At 62.8% G+C, this 20677-nt stretch carries 20 protein-coding genes; 16 read left to right on the forward strand and 4 right to left on the reverse strand.

Features of this window, described 5'->3' with window-relative positions; all coding sequences use genetic code 11:
* From ftsW to dnaE, 13 genes are all read left to right on the forward strand, one after another.
* On the forward strand, positions 1-1302 hold the full coding sequence (gene ftsW / locus RQH14_RS17535) for a putative lipid II flippase FtsW (protein ID WP_311214415.1): 1302 nt from the start codon (positions 1-3) through the stop codon (positions 1300-1302).
* A 6-nt stretch (positions 1303-1308) separates the two neighbouring features.
* Entirely contained in the window at positions 1309-2427 is a 1119-nt protein-coding gene (gene murG / locus RQH14_RS17540) for an undecaprenyldiphospho-muramoylpentapeptide beta-N-acetylglucosaminyltransferase (RefSeq protein WP_311214416.1), read from the forward strand.
* On the forward strand, positions 2424-3794 hold the full coding sequence (gene murC, locus RQH14_RS17545; RefSeq protein ID WP_311214417.1) for a UDP-N-acetylmuramate--L-alanine ligase: 1371 nt from the start codon (positions 2424-2426) through the stop codon (positions 3792-3794). The genes murG and murC overlap by 4 nt, the downstream gene beginning before the upstream one ends.
* Positions 3787-4692, forward strand: coding sequence for a cell division protein FtsQ/DivIB (locus tag RQH14_RS17550; protein WP_311214418.1), 906 nt, complete (start codon positions 3787-3789; stop codon positions 4690-4692). Before murC ends, RQH14_RS17550 begins: the two co-directional genes overlap by 8 nt.
* Before the next feature lie 216 nt (positions 4693-4908).
* The gene (ftsZ, locus tag RQH14_RS17555) at positions 4909-6129 is read left to right on the forward strand and encodes a cell division protein FtsZ (RefSeq protein ID WP_011774419.1); all 1221 of its coding nucleotides are present in this window, start codon (positions 4909-4911) and stop codon (positions 6127-6129) included.
* Positions 6130-6154: 25 nt separating this feature from the next.
* Positions 6155-6877, forward strand: a complete 723-nt coding sequence (locus tag RQH14_RS17560; protein WP_311214419.1) for a polyphenol oxidase family protein — start codon at positions 6155-6157, stop codon at positions 6875-6877.
* Positions 6870-7628, forward strand: coding sequence for a YggS family pyridoxal phosphate-dependent enzyme (locus RQH14_RS17565; protein WP_311214420.1), 759 nt, complete (start codon positions 6870-6872; stop codon positions 7626-7628). The genes RQH14_RS17560 and RQH14_RS17565 overlap by 8 nt, the downstream gene beginning before the upstream one ends.
* 85 nt (positions 7629-7713) lie before the next feature.
* The gene (locus RQH14_RS17570) at positions 7714-8250 is read left to right on the forward strand and encodes a cell division protein SepF (protein WP_026542515.1); all 537 of its coding nucleotides are present in this window, start codon (positions 7714-7716) and stop codon (positions 8248-8250) included.
* A gap of 106 nt (positions 8251-8356) precedes the next feature.
* Complete coding sequence (locus RQH14_RS17575; RefSeq protein WP_017200850.1) at positions 8357-8644, forward strand: YggT family protein; 288 nt, start codon at positions 8357-8359, stop codon at positions 8642-8644.
* Between the two features lie 156 nt (positions 8645-8800).
* Positions 8801-9502 (forward strand): DivIVA domain-containing protein, encoded by a 702-nt coding sequence (locus tag RQH14_RS17580; RefSeq protein WP_311214421.1) that lies wholly within the window; start codon positions 8801-8803, stop codon positions 9500-9502.
* A 99-nt stretch (positions 9503-9601) separates the two neighbouring features.
* Positions 9602-10225 (forward strand): signal peptidase II, encoded by a 624-nt coding sequence (gene lspA / locus RQH14_RS17585; RefSeq protein ID WP_311214422.1) that lies wholly within the window; start codon positions 9602-9604, stop codon positions 10223-10225.
* Positions 10218-11144 carry an RluA family pseudouridine synthase gene (locus RQH14_RS17590; protein WP_311214423.1) on the forward strand — a complete coding sequence of 309 codons (927 nt, stop codon included), beginning with the start codon at positions 10218-10220 and terminating at the stop codon, positions 11142-11144. The genes lspA and RQH14_RS17590 overlap by 8 nt, the downstream gene beginning before the upstream one ends.
* Before the next feature lie 56 nt (positions 11145-11200).
* Positions 11201-14758: a DNA polymerase III subunit alpha gene (gene dnaE / locus RQH14_RS17595; RefSeq protein WP_311214424.1), complete on the forward strand. Its 3558-nt coding sequence runs from the start codon at positions 11201-11203 to the stop codon at positions 14756-14758.
* Positions 14759-14791: 33 nt separating this feature from the next.
* Here dnaE and RQH14_RS17600 read toward each other — a convergent pair whose 3' ends face one another.
* Complete coding sequence (locus RQH14_RS17600; protein WP_311214425.1) at positions 14792-15292, reverse strand: flavin reductase family protein; 501 nt, start codon at positions 15290-15292, stop codon at positions 14792-14794.
* A gap of 110 nt (positions 15293-15402) precedes the next feature.
* Here RQH14_RS17600 and RQH14_RS17605 point away from each other — a divergent pair, with 110 nt between their 5' ends.
* From RQH14_RS17605 to nrdR, 3 genes are all read left to right on the forward strand, one after another.
* Entirely contained in the window at positions 15403-15936 is a 534-nt protein-coding gene (locus RQH14_RS17605) for a hypothetical protein (RefSeq protein ID WP_311214426.1), read from the forward strand.
* A 4-nt stretch (positions 15937-15940) separates the two neighbouring features.
* Complete coding sequence (gene hisD / locus RQH14_RS17610) at positions 15941-17305, forward strand: histidinol dehydrogenase (protein ID WP_311214427.1); 1365 nt, start codon at positions 15941-15943, stop codon at positions 17303-17305.
* Positions 17306-17478: 173 nt separating this feature from the next.
* Positions 17479-17982 carry a transcriptional regulator NrdR gene (nrdR, locus tag RQH14_RS17615; RefSeq protein ID WP_311214428.1) on the forward strand — a complete coding sequence of 168 codons (504 nt, stop codon included), beginning with the start codon at positions 17479-17481 and terminating at the stop codon, positions 17980-17982.
* Between the two features lie 86 nt (positions 17983-18068).
* On the opposite strand, the gene RQH14_RS17620 is transcribed toward nrdR, so the two are convergent.
* The 3 genes from RQH14_RS17620 to map form a co-directional block, all read right to left on the reverse strand.
* A complete protein-coding gene (locus RQH14_RS17620) occupies positions 18069-18836 on the reverse strand; it encodes an SDR family oxidoreductase (RefSeq protein WP_311214429.1) in 768 nt (255 codons plus the stop codon).
* Positions 18837-18844: 8 nt separating this feature from the next.
* Positions 18845-19648: a polyphosphate--glucose phosphotransferase gene (ppgK, locus tag RQH14_RS17625; RefSeq protein WP_311214449.1), complete on the reverse strand. Its 804-nt coding sequence runs from the start codon at positions 19646-19648 to the stop codon at positions 18845-18847.
* A 71-nt stretch (positions 19649-19719) separates the two neighbouring features.
* On the reverse strand, positions 19720-20598 hold the full coding sequence (gene map, locus RQH14_RS17630) for a type I methionyl aminopeptidase (RefSeq protein ID WP_311214430.1): 879 nt from the start codon (positions 20596-20598) through the stop codon (positions 19720-19722).
* Positions 20599-20677 lie beyond the last annotated feature (79 nt).

The following is a 20677-nucleotide window of genomic DNA, read 5'->3' on the forward strand; positions in this document are numbered from 1 at the left end:
ATGGTCAGCACGCCCACCCGCACCCGCGGCAAGGACCCCCGGGACGGGAAACCCAAGGCTCCGGCCAAGCCGGGGAAGAAGCCTTCCGGGCTCCGCGGACACCTGCGCAACTTTTGGGACAGCCTGGAAGGCAAGGACAAGGCGCCCAACAGTTCCACCTACTACCTCATCCTGGGGTGTGCCTTGGCCCTCACTGCCATCGGAATCATGATGGTCTTGTCCGCTTCAAGTGTCGAGGCGATTTCCGAAGGGAAATCGCCCTATGCGGATGCCTTGAAGCAAGCCGGGTTCGGCGTGGTCGGTCTGATAGGTATGTATGTCATTTCGCGGACCAACGTAAACTGGATGAAAAGGCTGTCCTGGTGGGCCCTCGGTGCGGTGGTGGTGCTCCTGGTCCTGGTCCAGGTTATGGGCAACACCGTCAACGGCAACAAGAATTGGATCGACCTTGGCGGGATAACCCTCCAACCGTCAGAGATGGCAAAACTGATCCTCTGTATCTGGATCGCTGCTGTACTTGCGCGCAAGCAGAAATTCCTCCACCGCTGGTGGCATGTCATCATTCCCGTGGTACCCGGAGCTGGAATGGTCATCGCCTTGGTGATGCTGGGCAACGACCTCGGGACGGTCATAGTCATCGCGGCCATCACAGCCGCAGGACTCTACTTCGCTGGAGTGCCGGGGAAGATGCTGGCCATCGCCGGTGCCGTTGGCGCAGTGGGCGCCGTCCTGGGAACCATCAGCAGCGCCAACCGCATCTGCCGCATTACCTCGTGGCTGGGCACGGCTTCAGCCTCTTGTACGGAAAACTTCGACTTCGACTTCCAGTCCACCAACGGCATGTACGGCCTGGCGCAGGGAAGCTGGACCGGGCTGGGGCTGGGCCAAAGCCGGCAGAAGTACAACTGGCTTCCCGAAGCCCACAACGACTTCATCTTCGCCATCATCGGAGAAGAGCTTGGACTGGTGGGGACCCTGGTGGTGTTGGTGCTGTTCGCGATCCTCGGCATCGCCATCTTCCGGGTGGTGGTCCGGCAAACCGACCCGTTCCAGCGCACGCTTGCCGGTGGGATCATGGTTTGGCTCCTGGGCCAGGCCAGCATGAACATGGCGGTCGTGACACAGCTCCTCCCCGTGGTGGGCGTGCCCCTTCCCTTCATCTCCTACGGTGGTTCAGCACTGATCATGTCACTTTGCGGTATCGGCGTAGTCTTGTCCTTGGCCCGAGGCCAGTTGCCGCCGCAGCAGCGCCCCCGGTTCCTGCCGCGCCGTTCTCCGAAAACCGCACGAAAGCGTACATAGCACTTCATGACTCCTGATTCCCGCACTGCGTCCAAGCCTTTGTCCGTCGTCCTTGCAGGCGGCGGTACTGCCGGGCACGTGAGCCCACTGCTGGCCATCGCCGATGCCATCAAGGACAAGCGTCCGGATGCTTCCATCCTGGCTGTCGGCACGCCGTCGGGCATGGAAACGCGGCTCATCCCGGCGGCCGGATACGAACTCGCCACGATTGACCGGGTTCCGTTTCCGCGCCGGCCCTCCCTTGACCTGATCAAGCTGCCGGGCCGGTTGCTGGCCGCGGTCTCCCAGGCCAGGCGGATCCTGAAGGATGCCAACGCGGACGTCCTGGTGGGTGTTGGCGGCTACGTTTGCACTCCGATGTACCTCGCCGCCCGCAAACTCGGCATCCCCGTGGTGATCCACGAGGCCAATATGAGGGCCGGTTTGGCCAACCGCGTGGGAGCCCGGTTCAGCAACCACGTTGCAGTGGCCTTCTCCGGCACCCGGTTGAGGGGCGCCCGTCATGTTGGCATGCCCATGCGGCGTCCCATTTCCGGGCTGCACCGGTCAACGGCGGCGCCTGCCGCCAAGGAAGCCTTGGGCTTTGCCCCGAACCGACCCGCGTTGATCGTCACCGGCGGTTCCTCGGGAGCCATGAGCATCAACCGATCCATCGCTGCCGCTTTGCCGGCATTGGCGGCCAGCGGTATCCAGACCCTGCACATCACCGGCAACGGTAAAGCGCTCCTCAACGACGACGGCGGCCTGCTCGCAGCCGAGGGATATCGCCAGGTTGAGTATGTGGATGGGATGGAGAACGTCTACGCAGCGGCCGACGTCCTTCTGGCACGCGCCGGCGCAGGAACGGTCAGTGAAGTGGCGGCGGTGGGAGTCCCGGCCGTGTTTGTGCCGCTGCCCATCGGCAACGGGGAACAGGCGCTGAATGCTGCTCCGTTGGTGGATGCGGGCGGGGCGCTCCTGGTTGAAGACAAGGACCTCAGCCCGGAATGGCTTGAAAGAGAACTCATTCCCCTGCTCTCGGACCACGGCCGGCTCGCCGCCATGGCGCGCAAATCCGAAGCCCTTGGTATAAGAAACGCCGATCAGCGCATGGCTGATCTTGTCCTGGAAGCGGTATCCGCATGACCACCAGCATCGCCCCCCTCGAGTCCCTGGGCCGCGTCCACTTCATTGGCATCGGCGGCGTGGGAATGTCCGCCGTCGCCCGGATCATGGTGGCCCGCGGCGTCCCTGTCAGTGGTACCGATGCCAAAGACCTTCCAGTCATGCACGACCTCTCCTCGGCAGGGGCGCGCATCGCGGTGGGGTACCACCAAGGCAATCTGGCAGACGCACAGACGATCGTCGCGGGCTCAGCCATCCGCGCCGACAATCCGGAACTCGCCGCAGCGCGTGCCGCCGGGCTGCCGGTGTTGCACCGTTCCGAAGCTTTGGCAGCCACCATGGCCGGCCACCGCGTGGTGACAGTGGCGGGCACGCACGGCAAGTCCACCACTACCTCCATGATCGCCGTCCTGCTCAAGGAAGCCGGAGTTGATCCGTCTTTTGCCATCGGGGCCAACGTCCCGGCGTTGGGAGTGAACGCAGCCCATGGTGACTCCGACATCTTTGTTGCCGAGGCGGACGAGTCCGACGGTTCCTTCCTCAATTACCGGCCGCTGATCGCGGTAGTGACCAACGTCGAAGCCGACCACCTGGACCACTACGGAACACCGGAAGCGGTCTTCGCGTCCTTTGACAACTTCGCGGCGCTCCTTCCCGCTGACGGCGTTCTCCTGGCCTGTGCCGACGACGCCGGCGCCCGTGCCCTGGCCGAGCGCACCGCAGGCCAGGGGACCACGCGGGTACTGACGTACGGGACCTCGGACGACGCCGACATCCGGCTCTTCGACGGCGGCCCGGGTGACGTTTCGGTGGCCATCGGGGACCAGGTCCACAAGGTTGAATTGCAGGTTCCCGGACGTCACAACGCCCTGAACGCGGCAGCCGCGTTCGCGGTCGCCGTCGAACTTGGTGTGGAACCGGAAGCTGCCGCCGCCGCGCTGGGCCATTTCACCGGCGCCTCGCGAAGGTTTGAGCTCAAAGGCCAGGGGAGGGGAGTGCGGGTCTATGACGATTACGCCCACCACCCCACAGAGGTTCGCGCTGCCTTGTCGGCGGCCCGCTCGGTAGCAGGCGGCTGTAAAGTCCATGTCCTGTTCCAGCCGCACCTGTTTTCGCGTACGCGTGAATTTGCCAAGGAGTTCGCCGCGGCATTGGACGCAGCGGATACTGCCTTGATCCTGGATATATATCCTGCCCGCGAGGATCCGCTTCCCGGCGTTACCAGTGCCTTGATCGCCGACCAGCTGGCCACGGGACGGCTGGTGGCAGCTGACGAAGCAGTGCAGGCCCTGGCAGCCGTCGCCCACGACGGTGACGTTATCCTGACCGTGGGAGCCGGCGACGTCACTGCCTACGGGCCAGTGATCGTGGAGGCCTTGGGTGGCTAGCACCCGCAAGCCGACGTACAGGCCGGGAACAGAATCCCGACCGGGCACCCCACGGCCGGGCAGCGGAGCCGACCCCGTCATCAGCGCGCAACGCTCCATTGACCCAGAGGCGAATTCCGTCACGGTTGCGCCGCCGCCGGCCACCGGTAAATCCGCCACGTCCGGCGCATCGTCGGACAACGTCATTGTCTTTCCGGAGCCGAAACGGCGGCGCCAGCGAAGACTGCTGATATGGACGCTGTCCATTGTGGCGGCTGCCGTGGCGGCCTTGATCGCCGGAGCGGTCTTCTCGCCCGTGCTGGCAGTCAGGACCATCACGGTTGACGGCACCTCGCTGTTGACTCCGGAAGCGGTGCAGAAAGCTCTTTCCGGACTCGAAGGCAAACCCCTGCCCCAAGTGGGTGAACAAGAGATCAACGAGCTCTTGAAGCCACTGGTGCAGGTTCGCTCCGCCACGATGGAGGCGCGGCCGCCGTCGGAGTTGCTGGTGCATGTCAACGAACGCGTTCCGGTGGCCTTGCTGAAGCAGGGAGACTCCTACGTGATGGTGGATGTGGACGGTGTGCAGCTCGGGGCAACCAAGGACCAGTCAGCGGTGGCGCTGCCCTTGATCGATGCCGGGGCCGGAGCCACCAACACGGAGTTGTTCAAGGCCATCGCGGCGGTCCTTGACACCCTGCCTGCCGATGTCCGGGCCAAGATGTCCACGGCCTCGGCAGCCTCTCCGGACGCCGTGGAGCTGAAATTGGTGGATGGAAAGACGGTAGTGTGGGGCAATGCCGAGGACAGGGAACTGAAGGCGAAGGCACTGGAAGCGCTGCTGAAGATGCCTGCGGACCCTAAGGTTCAAGTGAGTGTCTACGACGTCAGCGTTCCGCGGCACCCATTCACAAAATAAGCAGCGTTGAGGACGTAACCTACGACCGGCGGGGGCCTTATTTCGCGGCAATCACACGACACGCGCAAGCGGAGATTGCATGTGCGAAGCATAGGAAATACCGTCGCAGTAGAGTTACTTGACATAACAATAACCTTCAACTAGAGGGTTAAGGTCCAAGAATTCAAGTTGGACTCGATCAGTTTCGCTATAGGACACAAGCAAGGGGCACGAAACGTGGCAGCACCGCAGAATTACTTGGCCGTCATCAAGGTCGTCGGCATCGGCGGCGGTGGCGTGAACGCAGTCAACCGCATGATCGAGGTAGGCCTTCGGGGCGTCGAATTCATCGCGATCAACACTGACGCGCAGGCGCTGCTCATGAGCGACGCCGACGTCAAGCTTGACGTTGGACGTGAACTCACGCGTGGCCTTGGCGCCGGCGCGAACCCCGAGGTCGGCAAGCAGGCCGCCGAGGACCACGCCGACGAGATCGAAGAAGTTCTCCGCGGTGCTGACATGGTCTTCGTTACCGCCGGCGAGGGTGGTGGCACCGGCACCGGTGGCGCCCCCGTGGTGGCACGCATAGCCCGCTCGCTGGGCGCGCTGACCATCGGTGTGGTGACACGGCCCTTCACCTTCGAGGGTCGCCGTCGTGCAGGTTCGGCTGAGGCCGGCATCGACGCCCTGCGTGACGAGGTCGACACCCTGATCGTCATCCCCAACGATCGCCTCCTGTCCATCAGTGATCGCAACGTCTCCGTCCTGGACGCCTTCCGTTCCGCGGACCAGGTGCTCCTCTCCGGTGTCCAGGGCATCACGGACCTCATCACCACTCCGGGCCTGATCAACCTTGACTTCGCTGACGTCAAGTCCGTCATGCAGGGCGCGGGCTCTGCCTTGATGGGTATTGGGTCTGCCCGCGGCGAAGACCGCGCGGTCAAAGCTGCCGAGTTGGCCATTGCCTCCCCGCTCCTGGAAGCTTCCATCGACGGCGCCCACGGCGTCCTGCTCTCCATCCAGGGTGGATCGGACCTGGGCCTCTTCGAAATCAACGAGGCCGCCCGTTTGGTTCAGGAAGTGGCCCACCCCGAAGCCAACATCATCTTCGGCGCAGTCATTGATGACGCCTTGGGTGATGAAGCACGCGTGACCGTCATCGCGGCAGGCTTCGATGACGTGAAGGCTACCTCTCCCTCCATGGACCAGTCGCGTCCGGCCCAGAACCCCGTACCCTCAGATCGTCCCGCTGCCCCGAGCAGCGCACCGTCGAGCGCCGCTGCACCGCAGCACGCAACGGCCGGAATCGGTGCCGCGGGCTTGAGCAACTGGGGTCAGCAGCGTCCCTCTGCGCTCCCTGCCGACTCAGGCTTCGACGTCGATCTCCCGGCGGTAGTAGAGCCGGATCTTTCGGGCAGCCGTTCGGACGACCTCGACGTCCCCGACTTCTTGAAGTAAGCCGCGTTCGGAGAGTCAATTCCTGGTGTTCTGGTGGCGCAATGAAGTTCGGCCCGGCGTCTCTGTAGCCTTCACGGATACAGGCGCCGGGAACCTGGCTCTCCACGTGGAAGACAACCCCGAGGAAGTCCTGGCCCGCCGCGCTCAAGTTGAACAGGCCGCCGGACTGGAAGCCCGCAAGTTCCAATACATGGATCAGGTCCATGGCAGCGCCGTGGAGTTCATTGACGTCCACGGGGCAGGGCCCACCGCCGACGCCATGGTTTCAGCCGCCACCGCTTCCGGCACTGCCTCCCGTGCCGCGCAACCGTTGGCCGTCATGGTGGCCGACTGCGTACCCGTGGTTTTCGTGGGTAACGGTGCAGGCGCCGGCCCTGTGATTGCCGTGGCCCATGCCGGGCGTCCCGGTGTGGCTTCCGCAGTTGTCCCCGCAACCGTTGAGGAAATGCGCAAGCGCGGTGCACTGGATATCCACGCCTGGCTGGGGCCGTCCATCTGCGGATCCTGTTACGAGGTGCCCGGCGGGTTGCGGGACGAGGTCGCGGCCCGGGTTCCTGCCGCGTGGTCCTCCACATCCTGGGGCACGCCCTCCTTGGACCTTCCCGCCGGCGTCAGGGCCCAGTTGGAAGCCATGGATGTCACCGTGGAGTACTCGGGGGAGTGCACGCTGGAGCACAATTCACTTTTCTCATACCGCCGGGACTCCCGGACGGGTCGATTTGCAGGTTTGGTGTGGACTCATGATTAGCCTTGGTCGCGACGACGAAAAGCGCGAGGGCCTGACGGGCGATGCCCGGACCGCCGAACTCTCCCACCGGCTTGACGTGGTCAGGCGCCGGATCGAAGCGGCTGTTGCTGCTGCCGGACGGAGTGACCCGCCACAGCTGATCGTGGTGACCAAGTTCCATCCCGCAGACGATGTCCGCCGACTGGCTGCACTCGGAGTGACCGATGTTGGAGAGAACCGTGATCAGGAAGCGGCCGCCAAGAGCGCTGGGCTTCCCGACGTCGACGTCCGGTGGCATTTCATTGGGCAACTCCAAAGCAACAAGGCCAAGTCGGTAGCCAAGTATGCCGCGTCGGTTCAGTCGATCGACAGGCTTCAGGTTGTCGACGCCCTGGCCAAAGCTGTTGCGAGGGAACAGGATGCTACCGGGCGCAGCCACCTCGACTGCTTCATCCAGGTTGGTTTGGACGACGACGCCGGCGCCCACCGTGGTGGCGCCAACCCCTCCGACGTCGGGGTGTTGGCGGAGAGGATCGAATCGGCCTCCGGCCTGAACTTGTCCGGGCTCATGGCCGTAGCGCCGTTGGGAGCGGACCCGGAAGCGGCATTCGAGAAACTTGCCGGTATTTCCGAGGCCCTCAGGGCCACTCATCCAGCCGCAACTGCGATATCCGCAGGGATGAGCCAGGACCTCGAAGCGGCAGTGAAATTCGGGGCGACACACCTGAGAATAGGCTCCGATATTCTCGGTTCCCGTCCGGCCGTGGGGTAGCGTCAAAGTATTGGAATGACGGGCCGGGGTTCCAATATGTCACGTCATGGCGGCCCGCCTACTGCAGAAACGATAGGAGTGCACCATGGCTGGCGCTCTGCGCAAGACAATGATCTATCTTGGGCTCGCCGACGGCGATGAACACTACGAATCTGAGCAGGCCGTCGCCTCGCACCACGACGAAGAACGCCCCCAGGCACAGGAACGGGAAGAGCGCAGGGCGCCTGCTCCCGTCCGGGAAGTTGTCCGTGAAATGCCCACTGTAGATGCCGAAGAGGAATACCGCGCACCCGTGACACCCATCAAGCGTGCGGCCTCCAGCCGCGAAGATGCCTCTGGCCTGAGGCAGATCACCACCGTTCACCCCCGTTCCTACAACGACGCCAAGGTCATTGGTGAGAGTTTCCGGGATGGCATTCCCGTCATCATGAACGTCACCGACATGGGTGAAGCCGATGCCAAGCGCCTCGTGGACTTCTCCGCCGGCCTGGTGTTCGGCCTTCACGGCAGCATCGAGAGGGTGACCAACAAAGTCTTCCTGTTGTCGCCGTCGTATGTCGAGGTCATCGGAGATGACAAGAAGGCCAGCGAAACCCAAGCCAGCTTCTTCAACCAGAGCTGACAACGATCTTTTGCGGATGCCAGGCGGGTCACCCTGCCTGGCATCTGTGTTGCAATAGTAGGGACCGATCCGCATTCCGGAACAAGTGGGAGATCTGAGCTAACTCGTGGGCATTGTCTTCGGCCTTATTTATATTGTGTTGTTACTGTTCTTCATTGCCCTGATCATCCGGCTCATCTTCGAATGGGTCCAGATGTTTGCCCGCCAGTGGCGGCCACGGGGTGTGGCGTTGGTTACAGCGCATGTGGTCTACTCCGTGACGGATCCTCCGCTGGGGAGGCTCCGGAGGCTGATACCGCCCCTCCAGTTGGGCGGAATCTCCTTGGATTTGGGCTTCCTGATCCTGATTATTGCCGTCAGTATTGCTATGGCGGTAACCAGCAGCCTGGCGTAGCTGCTCCGCGGAACCCGGACCACCGATGGTTCAAAGGCCGCAAATTCTCCAAATCAACACGATGGTGTTGAATTGGAGGAACAAGATGATATTTAGGTACCGTAGTTTTGAACGGCCGGAAGGCCTACTGACTAACTAGACCAACGAGGTGACCAGATGGCTTTGACGCCAGAAGACGTTGTCAACAAGCGCTTTCAGCCGACCAAGTTCCGCGAAGGCTACGACCAGGACGAGGTAGATGACTTCCTCGACGAGATCGTGGTGGAACTTCGCCGCTTGAACCAGGAAAATGACGAACTTCGCAAGAAGCTCGGCGAAGCCGGTTCGGCAGTGCCTGCTGCAACTGCTGCGGCTCCGGTGGTTGAGAAGGTTCCTGCCCCCGTCAAGGTCGACAAGGAAGCTGAAGCCAAGGCAGAGGCCGAAGCCAAGGCTGCAGAAGCTGCCAAGAAGAAGGAAGCCGAGCAGGCTGCAGCGGCTTCTGCCGCTGCTGCGAAGGCTCCCGCTGCGAACAACAGCGTCACACCCTCCGCTGAATCTGCTGCAGGTCTGCTGGCCATGGCCCAGCAGATGCACGACAAGCACGTCTCCGACGGTGCGCAGCAGAAGGAAAAGATCATTGCCGAGGCTCAGATCGAGGCTTCCAGCCTCGTCAACGATGCCCAGGAGAAGTCCCGCAAGATCCTTGGTGCCCTGGAGCAGCAGCGCTCCGTCCTTGAGCGCAAGGTTGAGCAGCTCCGTGGCTTCGAGCGCGATTACCGTTCACGCCTGAAGGCCTACATCGAAGGCCAGCTGCGCGACCTGGACGCCCGTGGTTCTGTTGCCGCCCCCGAGGTCGGCGAAGCAACCGCAGACGTTTAGCAAGTATTCTGAAAGCCGGTGGCTGAGGACTCCTCGGCCACCGGCTTTTGCTGTTAAAGCCCATGACAGCGCCCGCCACGCTTCCCGAATGAAAGCACTATGACCGATTTCACCGATGACGCCCCGCAGCCGGCGCCCGCCGCCCGCCGCAAGTGGCGCCCGGCCATGCTCTGGCTGTTTGCCGGCTTCGCCGTGTTTGCCTACGCCTTTGACCAACTCACCAAGCTTTGGGTGACCAGCAATATGACGGAGGGCGAGCGGATTCCCGTACTTCCCCCGCTGCTGCACTGGTACTACATCCGGAACTCGGGTGCTGCGTTCTCCATCGGCGAGAACGTGACGTGGATCTTTACGATTGTCATGGCCGTCGTATCCGTGGCGATCCTGTTCCAACTACGGCGCCTGGGATCGGCCTGGTGGGCCTTGTCGCTGGGCCTGCTCCTCGGGGGAGCGCTGGGCAACCTCACAGATCGATTGTTCCGGGAACCGTCCTTTGCCATGGGACACGTGGTGGATTTCATCCAGCTGCCCAACTTTGCCATTTTCAACATCGCCGACTCAGCTGTGGTGTCCGGCGTCGTCATCATCTGCCTCCTGACGCTTCGCGGCATCGGCATGGATGGGACGCGTCAGGCGCCTGCTCCCAAGCCGGCTGATGACGGCAAGCCTGCCAATGACGCCAAGCCGGCCGGCGGTTCCACGGGGGAAACTGCCGGTGAGTAGCACTGTTGTAGTGCCCGACGAACTTGCAGGTGTGCGGGCTGACGCCGGCCTGGCCCAATTGCTTGACATTTCCCGTTCTGCGGCGGCGCTGCTGATCGCTGAGGGCAACGTCACCGTAGGCGGCGTGCCAGTGGGGAAATCGGCAAAGCTGGCCGCCGGCTCGGTGCTGCATGTCACCGTCCCTGATCGGCGGGACCCCTTGGAAGTGGTGGAGGAAGTTGTGGAAGGCCTGAAGATCCTGCTGGACGACGAGGAATTCGTTGTCATCGACAAGCCGGTGGGAGTCGCAGCCCATCCCTCACCAGGGTGGGTGGGACCCACAGTGGTGGGAGGTCTCGCCGGCGCCGGGTACAGGATCTCGACATCCGGAGCGCCCGAGCGCGCAGGGATCGTCCACAGGCTCGATGTCGGCACGTCGGGGGTCATGGTGGTGGCCAAGACTGAACACGCGTATACGGTGCTGAAGCGCGCTTTCAAGGAGCGCACGGTGGAGAAGGTCTACCACGCCGTGGTTCAAGGACTGCCCGACCCCCTGGAGGGCACCATCGATGCTCCGATCGGTCGCCACCCCGGCCACGACTGGCGGTTCGCGGTGATCGAAGACGGCCGGCCATCAGTGACCCACTATGAGGTATTGGAAGCCTTCGGCAAGGCAACCCTGGTGGAAGTGCACCTGGAGACCGGCCGGACGCACCAGATCCGCGTGCACTTTTCGGCCTTGCGTCACCCGTGTGCCGGAGATCTCACCTACGGTGCGGATCCCCGTCTCGCAGCCACCCTTGGATTGACCCGGCAGTGGTTGCACGCACGTCAGCTTGGATTTACCCACCCCGGCACCGGTGAGTGGGTGGAAGTCAGCAGCGAGTATCCGGCGGACCTCCAGTACGCCTTGGATCTCCTCGCCACCGGTTCAGCGTAGGGCACCGCCGGCCAGGGGTCCCTGCCCCGCGCGGGCAGGGACGGTAGACTGTCGTGGTGACTTCCAGCAATGATTCGTTCGTCCACCTGCACACCCATACCGAGTACTCCATGCTGGATGGAGCGGCCAGACTGGGTGAGCTGTTCGATGAAACCGAACGTCTCGGGATGCCCGCCCTGGCCACCACGGACCACGGCTACCTGTTCGGTGCGTTCGACTTCTGGCGCAAGGCCACCGACCAGGGCATCAAGCCCATCATCGGCGTCGAAGCCTACGTCACGCCCGGCACCGCCCGGGGTGACAAGGAACGAGTACGCTGGGGCGACGAAAGCCAGCGCAAGGATGATGTTTCCGGTGGTGGCTCGTACACCCACATGACGCTCCTGAGCTACAACAACGTGGGTATGAGGAACCTGTTCCGGGCCTCGTCCATTGCTTCCCTCGACTCCGTTTTTGGTAAGTGGCCCAGGCTGGACCGGGACCTGCTTAACACCTACTCCGAAGGTTTGATCGCCACCACGGGCTGCCCTTCCGGGGAAGTCCAGACCAAGCTGAGGCTCGGCCTTTACCGCGAAGCCGTTGAGGCCGCAGCGGAGTTCCGCGACATCTTCGGGGCAGAGAACTACTTCCTTGAGCTGATGGACCACGGCCTGGACATTGAACGCCGCGTCACCGGCGACCTCCTGCGCCTGGGCAAGGAGCTCAGTCTCCCGCTGGTGGCCACCAACGACCTCCACTACACGCACGAGCACGATGCCAAAGCCCACGAGGCCCTGCTGGCAATCCAGTCCGGTTCCACGCTCCTGGAACCAACGTATGACAACGGCGGCTCCCGCTTCGCTTTCTCGGGCAGCGGCTACTACCTGAAGTCGCCGCAGGAAATGCGGGAACTGTTCCGCGACCACCCCGAGGCGTGCGACAACACGCTGCTCATTGCAGAGCGCTGTGAAGTTTCCTTCAATACGGGCGCCAACTACATGCCGCGTTTCCCTTGCCCGCCCGGCGAAGACGAGACCTCCTGGCTGGTCAAGGAAGTAGACACCGGGCTGAAGTACCGTTACCCCCAGGGCATTCCGGACAAGGTCCGCAAGCAAGCGGACTACGAGCTCGGCGTCATTACCTCCATGGGATTCCCGGGCTACTTCCTGGTGGTTGCCGACTTCATCAACTGGGCCAAGAACAACGGGATCCGGGTGGGTCCCGGCCGTGGTTCCGGTGCAGGCTCCATGGTGGCTTACGCCATGCGCATCACCGACCTCGACCCTCTGCAGCACGGCCTGATCTTCGAACGCTTCCTGAACCCGGACCGCGTTTCCATGCCCGACTTCGACGTCGACTTCGATGATCGGCGCCGCTCCGAAGTGATTGACTACGTCACCAAGAAATACGGCGACGAGCGCGTGGCGATGATCGTCACCTACGGAACCATCAAGACCAAGCAGGCGCTCAAGGACTCCTCCCGCGTGCTGGGCTACCCCTTCAGCATGGGTGAGACCCTGACCAAGGCGCTTCCGCCTGCCGTCATGGCCAAGGACATTCCGCTGGCCGACATCCAGAACCCGGAGTCCAAGCGCTACAGCGAAGCGGGCGATTTCCGCCAGCTCATCGCTACCGATCCGGAGGCCGCCAAGGTCTTCGAGACCGCCTTGGGCATCGAAGGCCTGAAGCGCCAGTGGGGTGTCCACGCCGCTGGTGTCATCATGTCCTCGGACCCCATCATCGATGTCATTCCGATCATGCGCCGTTTCCAGGACGGCCAGGTCATCACCCAGTTCGATTACCCGACGTCCGAGGGCCTCGGCCTGATCAAGATGGACTTCCTGGGCCTCCGAAATCTGACGATCATTTCGGATGCCCTGGAAAACATCAAGATGAACCGCGACGTCGAATTGGACCTGGAAAACCTGGAACTCGACGACGCCGCTTCCTATGAACTCCTTGCCCGCGGTGACACCCTGGGCGTGTTCCAGCTTGACGGTGGACCCATGCGGTCCTTGCTCAAGCTGATGAAGCCCGACAACTTCGAAGACATCTCTGCGGTCCTGGCGCTGTACCGGCCGGGTCCCATGGGCGCCAACGCCCACACTGACTACGCGCTGCGCAAGAACGGGATCCAAGAGGTCATCCCGATCCACCCGGAGCTGGAAGAACCCCTCAAGGAAATCCTCGGCGGCACCTTCGGCCTGATCGTGTATCAGGAGCAGGTTATGGCCGTGGCACAGAAGCTTGCCGGATACTCGCTGGGCCAAGCTGACATTCTCCGCCGCGCCATGGGCAAGAAGAAGAAGTCTGAACTGGACAAACAGTTTGCCGGCTTCTCCCAAGGCATGCAGGACAATGGCTACTCCATGGCTGCCGTGAAGACCTTGTGGGACATTCTGCTTCCGTTCTCCGATTATGCCTTCAATAAAGCCCACTCGGCTGCGTATGGCGTGATCTCCTACTGGACGGCCTACTTGAAGGCGCACTACGCGCCGGAATACATGGCTGCACTGCTGACCTCGGTGGGCGATGACAAGGACAAGTCGGCCATCTACCTCAACGAGTGCCGGCGCATGGGCATCACGGTCCTGCCGCCGGATGTCAACGAATCCTCGCTGAACTTCACGCCTGTGGGAACGGACATCCGTTTCGGCATGGGTGCCATCAGGAACGTCGGTGTCAACGTGGTGGACGCCATGGTCTCAACGCGGGCAACAGAGGGAAACTACACCTCGTTCAAGGATTTCCTCTTGAAGGTTCCGGCCGTGGTGTGCAACAAGCGCACCATCGAATCGCTGATCAAGGCCGGCGCTTTCGACTCGCTGGGGCACCACCGCCGGGCTTTGGCCATGATCCACGAAGAAGCCATCGATTCGGTGATCACCCTCAAACGAAACGAGGCGATTGGCCAGTTCGACCTCTTCGCCGGCTTCGAGGACCAGGAGCCCGAAGCGTCGCTCACCACGGAAATCCCGGACATGCCCGAGTGGGAGAAGAAGGACAAGCTGTCCTTCGAACGGGACATGCTGGGGCTTTACGTTTCAGATCATCCCCTGCAGGGGCTGGAGGGCGTTCTCAGTCAGCACGCGGAACAGTCCATTACCTCGATCATCGGTGAGGACGGACCGCACGACGGCGCGATTGTCACCATCGCGGGCATGATCACCTCGTTGAGCCGCAGGATCGCCAAGGCCAGCGGCAACGCCTACGCCCGGGCCGAAATCGAAGACCTCGGCGCTTCCATGGAGGTCATGTTCTTCGGCCAGGTCTACGGTCCCATCGCCTCCGTACTGGCGGAGGACCTCATTGTGGTGGTTAAGGGCAGGCTGCAACGCCGGGACGATGGCGCCGTGACGCTGAACTGCATGGAGCTTTCAGTCCCGGACCTCAGCGAGAGCGTTAATGGTCCCGTCGTCATTACCATCCCCACCTTCAAGGCCACCGAAGCGGTAGTGACGGACCTGCGCGATGTGCTGCGCACTCACCGCGGGAACTCCGAAGTCCGGCTCAAGCTGATGGGTGATACCAAGGTGGAGGTCATGGGGCTGCCCGTGCATATGCGGGTCAACCCCAGTCCGTCCCTTTTTGGTGACCTGAAAGTCCTGCTGGGCCCGGCCTGCCTGGACAACTAGCGGCCCGCCCCGCCCGCGCGGATTCCGCGTTGACTAGATTTCGTAGTCGAGCGGGGCAGGCTTGCTGTAGCCGCCGCTGTGGTAGAGCAGGGGAGTGCCGTCACCGCCGACTTGCCCGTCAACAACCTCCACCACTACCACTGCGTTGTTCTCGAACGAGAGCCGCATCTGGATCCTGCCCACAAGCCAGCCGCTGACGTCCTTGAGGATGGGGACGTCGTGAGGGCCCGGCTCCCAGTGGTCGCCGTCGAACCGGTCACGTGTGCGGGCGAAACGGTTGGCGAGGGCTTGGTTCTCGAGCCCGAGCATGTGGACGCCGATGTACTCGGCATTCGCCACGGCCGGCCACGAACTGGAGCTCCTGGCCATGTTGAAGGTGAAACGGGGCGGCTCAGCGGACAGCGACGCCACAGAAGTGGCCGTGAAACCGAAGGGCTTTCCGTTCAAGTTCGCCGTGATGATGGCAACTCCGGCCGCATGCCGGCGGAACATCTCCCTGAAAGTCCGGTCAAAGCCGGATGGTTCGCTTGTCACGTGGATGAATCTCCTGGACTGGGGGCTGAGTCTCCCTTCAGAGTATTCCTCCGGCGCTGGCGGGTCCTCATTTTGTGGGGCCTGCATGAACCTTTGTTAATGTGAGGGGTATGACCGAGCCAACCGTGCACGTCCCTGCTGTTGCCGAACCGGCTTCGGCCCCTCCTCCCGGCAGTTCCAAGGAGACTCTCTGGCTTGTCCTTCCGACAGTTGCCGGCGTCGTTGTTGGCGTGCTCTGGTGGCTGCTTGCTCCCGGTGGGCTCAACTTTGTTTCCGGCAACCCCGCGCTTGCCGATGCAAGCAATCCGGAGTCCTGGCTTCCACGCGACCTGGTCCTGGCAGGTTTGGTGCTCGTGGCGGGCTGCTTCACCGGCGTCATGCTGGACGGGAAACTGCAGGGCCACAACGTGGGACGCCGGTTGACGTTCGCACTTGCAGGTGGCGCATTGGGTGGCCTTGTGGCGTGGTTGGTTGGCTTGCTGGCCGCGCAGCTGTTTGGTCCGGCTCCCAACCCCGCCCTGGGCCCCGGATATGGATTCACCCTCCGTTCCTATGCTGTGCTGGTCCTGTGGCCGGCTGCGACGGCATTCATCACGTTCGTCCTGGCGCTGTTCGGGGTTCTTTCCAAGAAGCCCGTAAAATAGCCACGTGACCACTTCTTCGGATACTTCCGCCCGCGCCGCCGCTTCCCTCGATTTCCGGAGCATCGATTTCCGGGGCCGCCACCTCTCCTTGGCTGAGTTGCGTGCCGCAGTCCCCAGGGCGCGCCATCAGACCATGGCCGACGCCGAGCAGAAGGTCCAGGACATCATCTCAGCCGTCCGCGGCCGCGGCTTTGCGGCCCTCGCTGAGCTGGCGAAGAAGTTCGACGGCGTGGAACAGTCCCACCCGCGCGTGCCGGCCGAGGCGCTGACCCAGGCCTTGGCCCGGCTGGATCCCGACGTCCGCGCTGCTTTGGAAGAGTCCATCAGCCGAGCCCGCCAGTTTGCAGAGCAGCAGCGTCCGGCCAATGTGGATGTTGCCCTGGCCGATGGTGCCGTCGTCAGCCAGAATTGGATTCCAGTCGGCCGTGTTGGGCTCTATGTGCCCGGCGGGCTCGCTCCGTTGGCTTCCTCCGTGATCATGAACGTTGTACCGGCCGTAGCGGCCGGAGTTGAGTCGATTGCGCTGGCTTCCCCGCCGCAGAAAGACTTCGACGGCCTTCCGCACCCCACCATCCTGGCGGCCGCAAAGCTGTTGGGCATTGATGAGGTCTATGCCATCGGCGGTGCACAGGCGATCGTTTCCTTCGCGTACGGGATCCCGGGCTCAGCGGATGAGTTGCCCATCGAACCTGTGGACGTGGTGACTGGCCCCGGAAACATCTTCGTAGCCACAGCCAAGAGGCTCGTCAAGGGCGTGGTGGGCATCGACTCCGAGGCCGGCACCACCGAGATCGCCATTCTTGCCGACTCCACTGCACAAGCTCCCCTCGTGGCCGCCGACCTCATCAGCCAGGCAGAGCACGATCCCAAAGCAGCTTCGGTCCTGGTGACGGACTCCGCTGACCTGGCTGACGCCGTCGTGCGTGAACTTGCACGGCAGGCTGCCGTCACCAAGCACAGCACCCGGGTTCTGGAGGCATTGTCCGGGCCTCAGTCCGGTGTGGTGCTGGTGGACGATCTTGATCAGGGGATCGCGGTCTGCAATGCCTATGCGGCTGAACACTTGGAAATCATGACGGCGGATGCTGCGGCTGTGGCGTCGCGGATCCGCAATGCCGGTGCCATCTTTGTAGGTGACTACAGCCCCGTGAGCCTGGGTGATTACTGCGCCGGATCCAACCACGTATTGCCCACCAGTGGGACAGCCGCCTTCTCTTCAGGCTTGAACGTCACCACGTTCCTCCGTGCCGTGCAGGTCATCAACTACAACCGTTCGGCGCTGGAACAGGTCAGCGGCCACATCGTGAGCCTGTCCGGTGCCGAGGATCTTCCCGGCCACGGCGACGCGGTACGGATCCGCTTCGCGTAAGCGTCCAACCACTACATATAAGGGTGCCCACCACTACATGTAGTAATTACACGCTTGTCATTACGTACTGAACAAACGTAAACTGGTGCCGGAAGTTAAACTTCCGGCACCTTTTGCGTTTCCGGCAACCCGCCGGGCCCGTTTCGTGCCGGATCTGTCAGGGGAGGCCCAGCGTGTATTGTCCGTTCTGCCGGAACCCCGACTCCCGCGTCGTTGACAGCCGCATGGCCGACGACGGCTCTTCCATCCGCCGCCGCCGTCAATGCCCAGAGTGTGGTCGCCGATTCACCACAGTGGAGACCACCAGCCTGTCCGTCATCAAACGGTCCGGCGTCGGCGAGCCCTTCAGCCGCATCAAGGTCATCAGTGGTGTCCGCAAGGCATGCCAGGGACGCCCGGTCACCGAGGACGATCTCGCCATGCTGGCTCAGGAAGTCGAAGAGAACATCCGGTCCTCGGGTGCAGCGGAAATTGACGCGCACGAGGTAGGTTTGGCCATTCTTGGCCCCCTGCGGAAGCTGGACGAGGTGGCGTACCTGCGCTTCGCCAGCGTCTACCAGGCTTTCGAGTCCCTGGAAGATTTCGAATCGGCCATCTCACTGCTTCGCCACGAGCATCAAGAGCATGCGAAGGCCGGCGCCAAAGAGGCCACGGGTTCAGAGAAGAGCCCGCTCTAGCTCCGGTGGCGGTGCGGAGGGGAAGCCGCACTCGCCACCGGCACCAGGACCGAAGCGCATCGGGGTACGCCTTTCCGGCACGCCGGTCAGCGTCCGCCGGAAACAGGAAGCACAGCGCCGGTGATGTACCCCGCCTCAGCGGACATCAGCCACAGGACTGCCGCCGCCACTTCTTCGGGTTCGGCCCCGCGCCCCATGGGAATGGTGGAGTTCAGTCTTTCCACCCGGTCCGGCATCCCCGCGGCGGCATGCAATCCGGTGTTGGTGCTGCCGGGGGCCACCGCATTGACCCGGATGCCCTGTTTGGCCACCTCGGCCGCCAAACCAACCGTGAGGACATCCACAGCCCCCTTTGTGGCAGCGTAGTGGACCCACGTTCCGGGGGAGCCCGCCTTGGTGGCCGTAGAGGAGATATTGACGATTGATCCACCGCTGCCGCCGTTGTCCGTGGAGAGTCGTCGCACGGCTTCCTGGCACGTGTAGATCATCCCGGACACGTTGACGTCAACGACCCGTTGGACGGTCTCGGCCGGGACCTCCACCAAGGTGCCGATCAGGTTGCCAGTGATGGCCGCGTTATTGATGACAGCGGTCACCTGACCCAGGCCTGCGGCTTCGTCGAACAAACGCACGACGTCGGCAGGGCGGCTGATATCTGCCTGGACGGCCAGTGCCCTGCCGCCCACGCCGATGATGTCCTCCACCACGGTTTTGGCTCCGGCACTGTCCTCGGAGTAATTCACCACCACCGCGTATCCGGCGCGGGCTGCAGCGAGTGCCACGGCTGCGCCGATGCCTCGGCTGGCTCCCGTCACGATAGCCGTACCGACCTCCAGGACCGTGCCCCCAGCCATCCCGCGGACTACTTGGCGAGCTTGTGGTGCAGGGCGACCTCAAGCGCTGCACCGACAATGCCGGCGTCGTTCTTCAATTTTGCGGTCACGATCTTGGTGCGCAGGTCCAGATGCGGGAAGTACTCGTCGGAGCGCTTGGAAATGCCGCCGCCCACAATGAAAAGTTCGGGAGAGAACAGGAATTCCACGTGTTGAAGGTAGCGGTTAAGCAGGACGCCGTACTCGTCCCAGCTCAGTCCATCGCGTTCACGGGCTACCGCGGAAGCCTTGGTCTCGGCGTCGTGTCCATCCACCTCCAGGTGGCCCAGTTCGGCGTTGGGGACCAGTTGGCCGTTGAAAATGAAGGCAGAACCAATGCCGGTTCCCAGCGTGATGACCAGGACCGTTCCGTCCACGCCTTCGCCGGCTCCGTAGCGGGCTTCCGCGAGACCGGCTGCGTCGGCATCGTTGATGACCTCCACGGGACGGCCAAGACGCTTGGTAAACGTTGCGTCGATGTCAGTGCCGAGCCAGGTCTTGTCCACGTTCGCTGCTGAGTTGACCACGCCGTGCTGGATGATACCGGGGAAGGTCACACCCACCGGGGAGTCTGCAGCCGGGGCGTCCGGACGGCTGGAGAGTTCTTCGACAATCTGGGCTACGACCCCGGCGACTGCCTCGGGAGTTGCGGGTTGGGGTGTGGGAACACGGAAGCGGTCACCAATCAGCTTGCCCTTTTTCAGGTCGACAATGCCGCCCTTGATGCCGGTGCCACCGATGTCGATACCGATCAGCGGTGCGTTCTTGTGGGTCTTCTCATCCTTCTTGGACAATGCAATTCCGATCATGGCAGGAGGGGATGGGCATGGCGCAGCCGCCCGGGCTGCTGGACCTTCCGAAGAGCTTAGGGAAGGGTAAGGATTTCCGCGCCGGTCTCAGTAACCAGCAGGGTGTGTTCGAACTGGGCCGTGCGCTTGTGGTCCTTGGTGACGACTGTCCAGTCGTCGGCCCACATGTCCCATTCGATGGTGCCGAGCGTCAGCATGGGTTCAATGGTGAAGACCATGCCTGCCTCGATCACGGTGTTGTACGCCGGGGCTGCGTCGTAATGCGGAATGATGAGGCCCGTGTGGAAGGCCTCACCCACGCCGTGGCCAGTGAAGTCCCGCACCACGCCGTAGCCGAAGCGTTTGGCGTAGGACTGGATGGCACGGCCGATTACGTTGATTTCGCGGCCAGGGGCCACGGCCTTGATGGCCCGGTTGAGCGACTCCTGCGTACGCTCAACCAGCAGACGGGATTCCTCATCCACGTCGCCAACCAGGAAAGTGTAGTTGGTATCCCCATGGACTCCACCGATGAAGGCTGTGATGTCGATGTTCAGGATGTCGCCGTCCTGCACCACGGTGGAATCGGGGATCCCGTGGCAGATGACTTCGTTCAGCGAGGAACACAACGACTTGGGAAAGCCACGGTAGCCAAGCGTGGAGGGATAGGCCTTATGGTCCAGGAGGAACTCGTGGCCGATTTTATCCAGGTAGTCCGTGGTGACGCCGGGCTCCAGGTGCTTGCCGACCTCGACGATCGCCTGGGCAGCGATTTTGCCGGCGATGCGGATCTTCTCGATGGTCTCCGCCGACTTCACCTCGGAACCTGTGAACTTGGCCGCCGCCTTCTTGCCGACGTACTCGGGCCGCGGAATAGAGACCGGGACAGGCCGCTCGGGGCTGACGGTTCCCGGTGTGAGGGCGCCGATGGGTGCAGTCGAAGCAAGAGAAGGCATAGATTGATCATATAAGGCACACAAGAGACGTAAGTAACAAAGGGTGGCTGGGTTCCTGTGACCCCGCCAACGTTACGCG

The organism is Arthrobacter sp. WCS2018Hpa-7 (assembly GCF_031843805.1).
Taxonomy (GTDB): domain Bacteria; phylum Actinomycetota; class Actinomycetes; order Actinomycetales; family Micrococcaceae; genus Arthrobacter.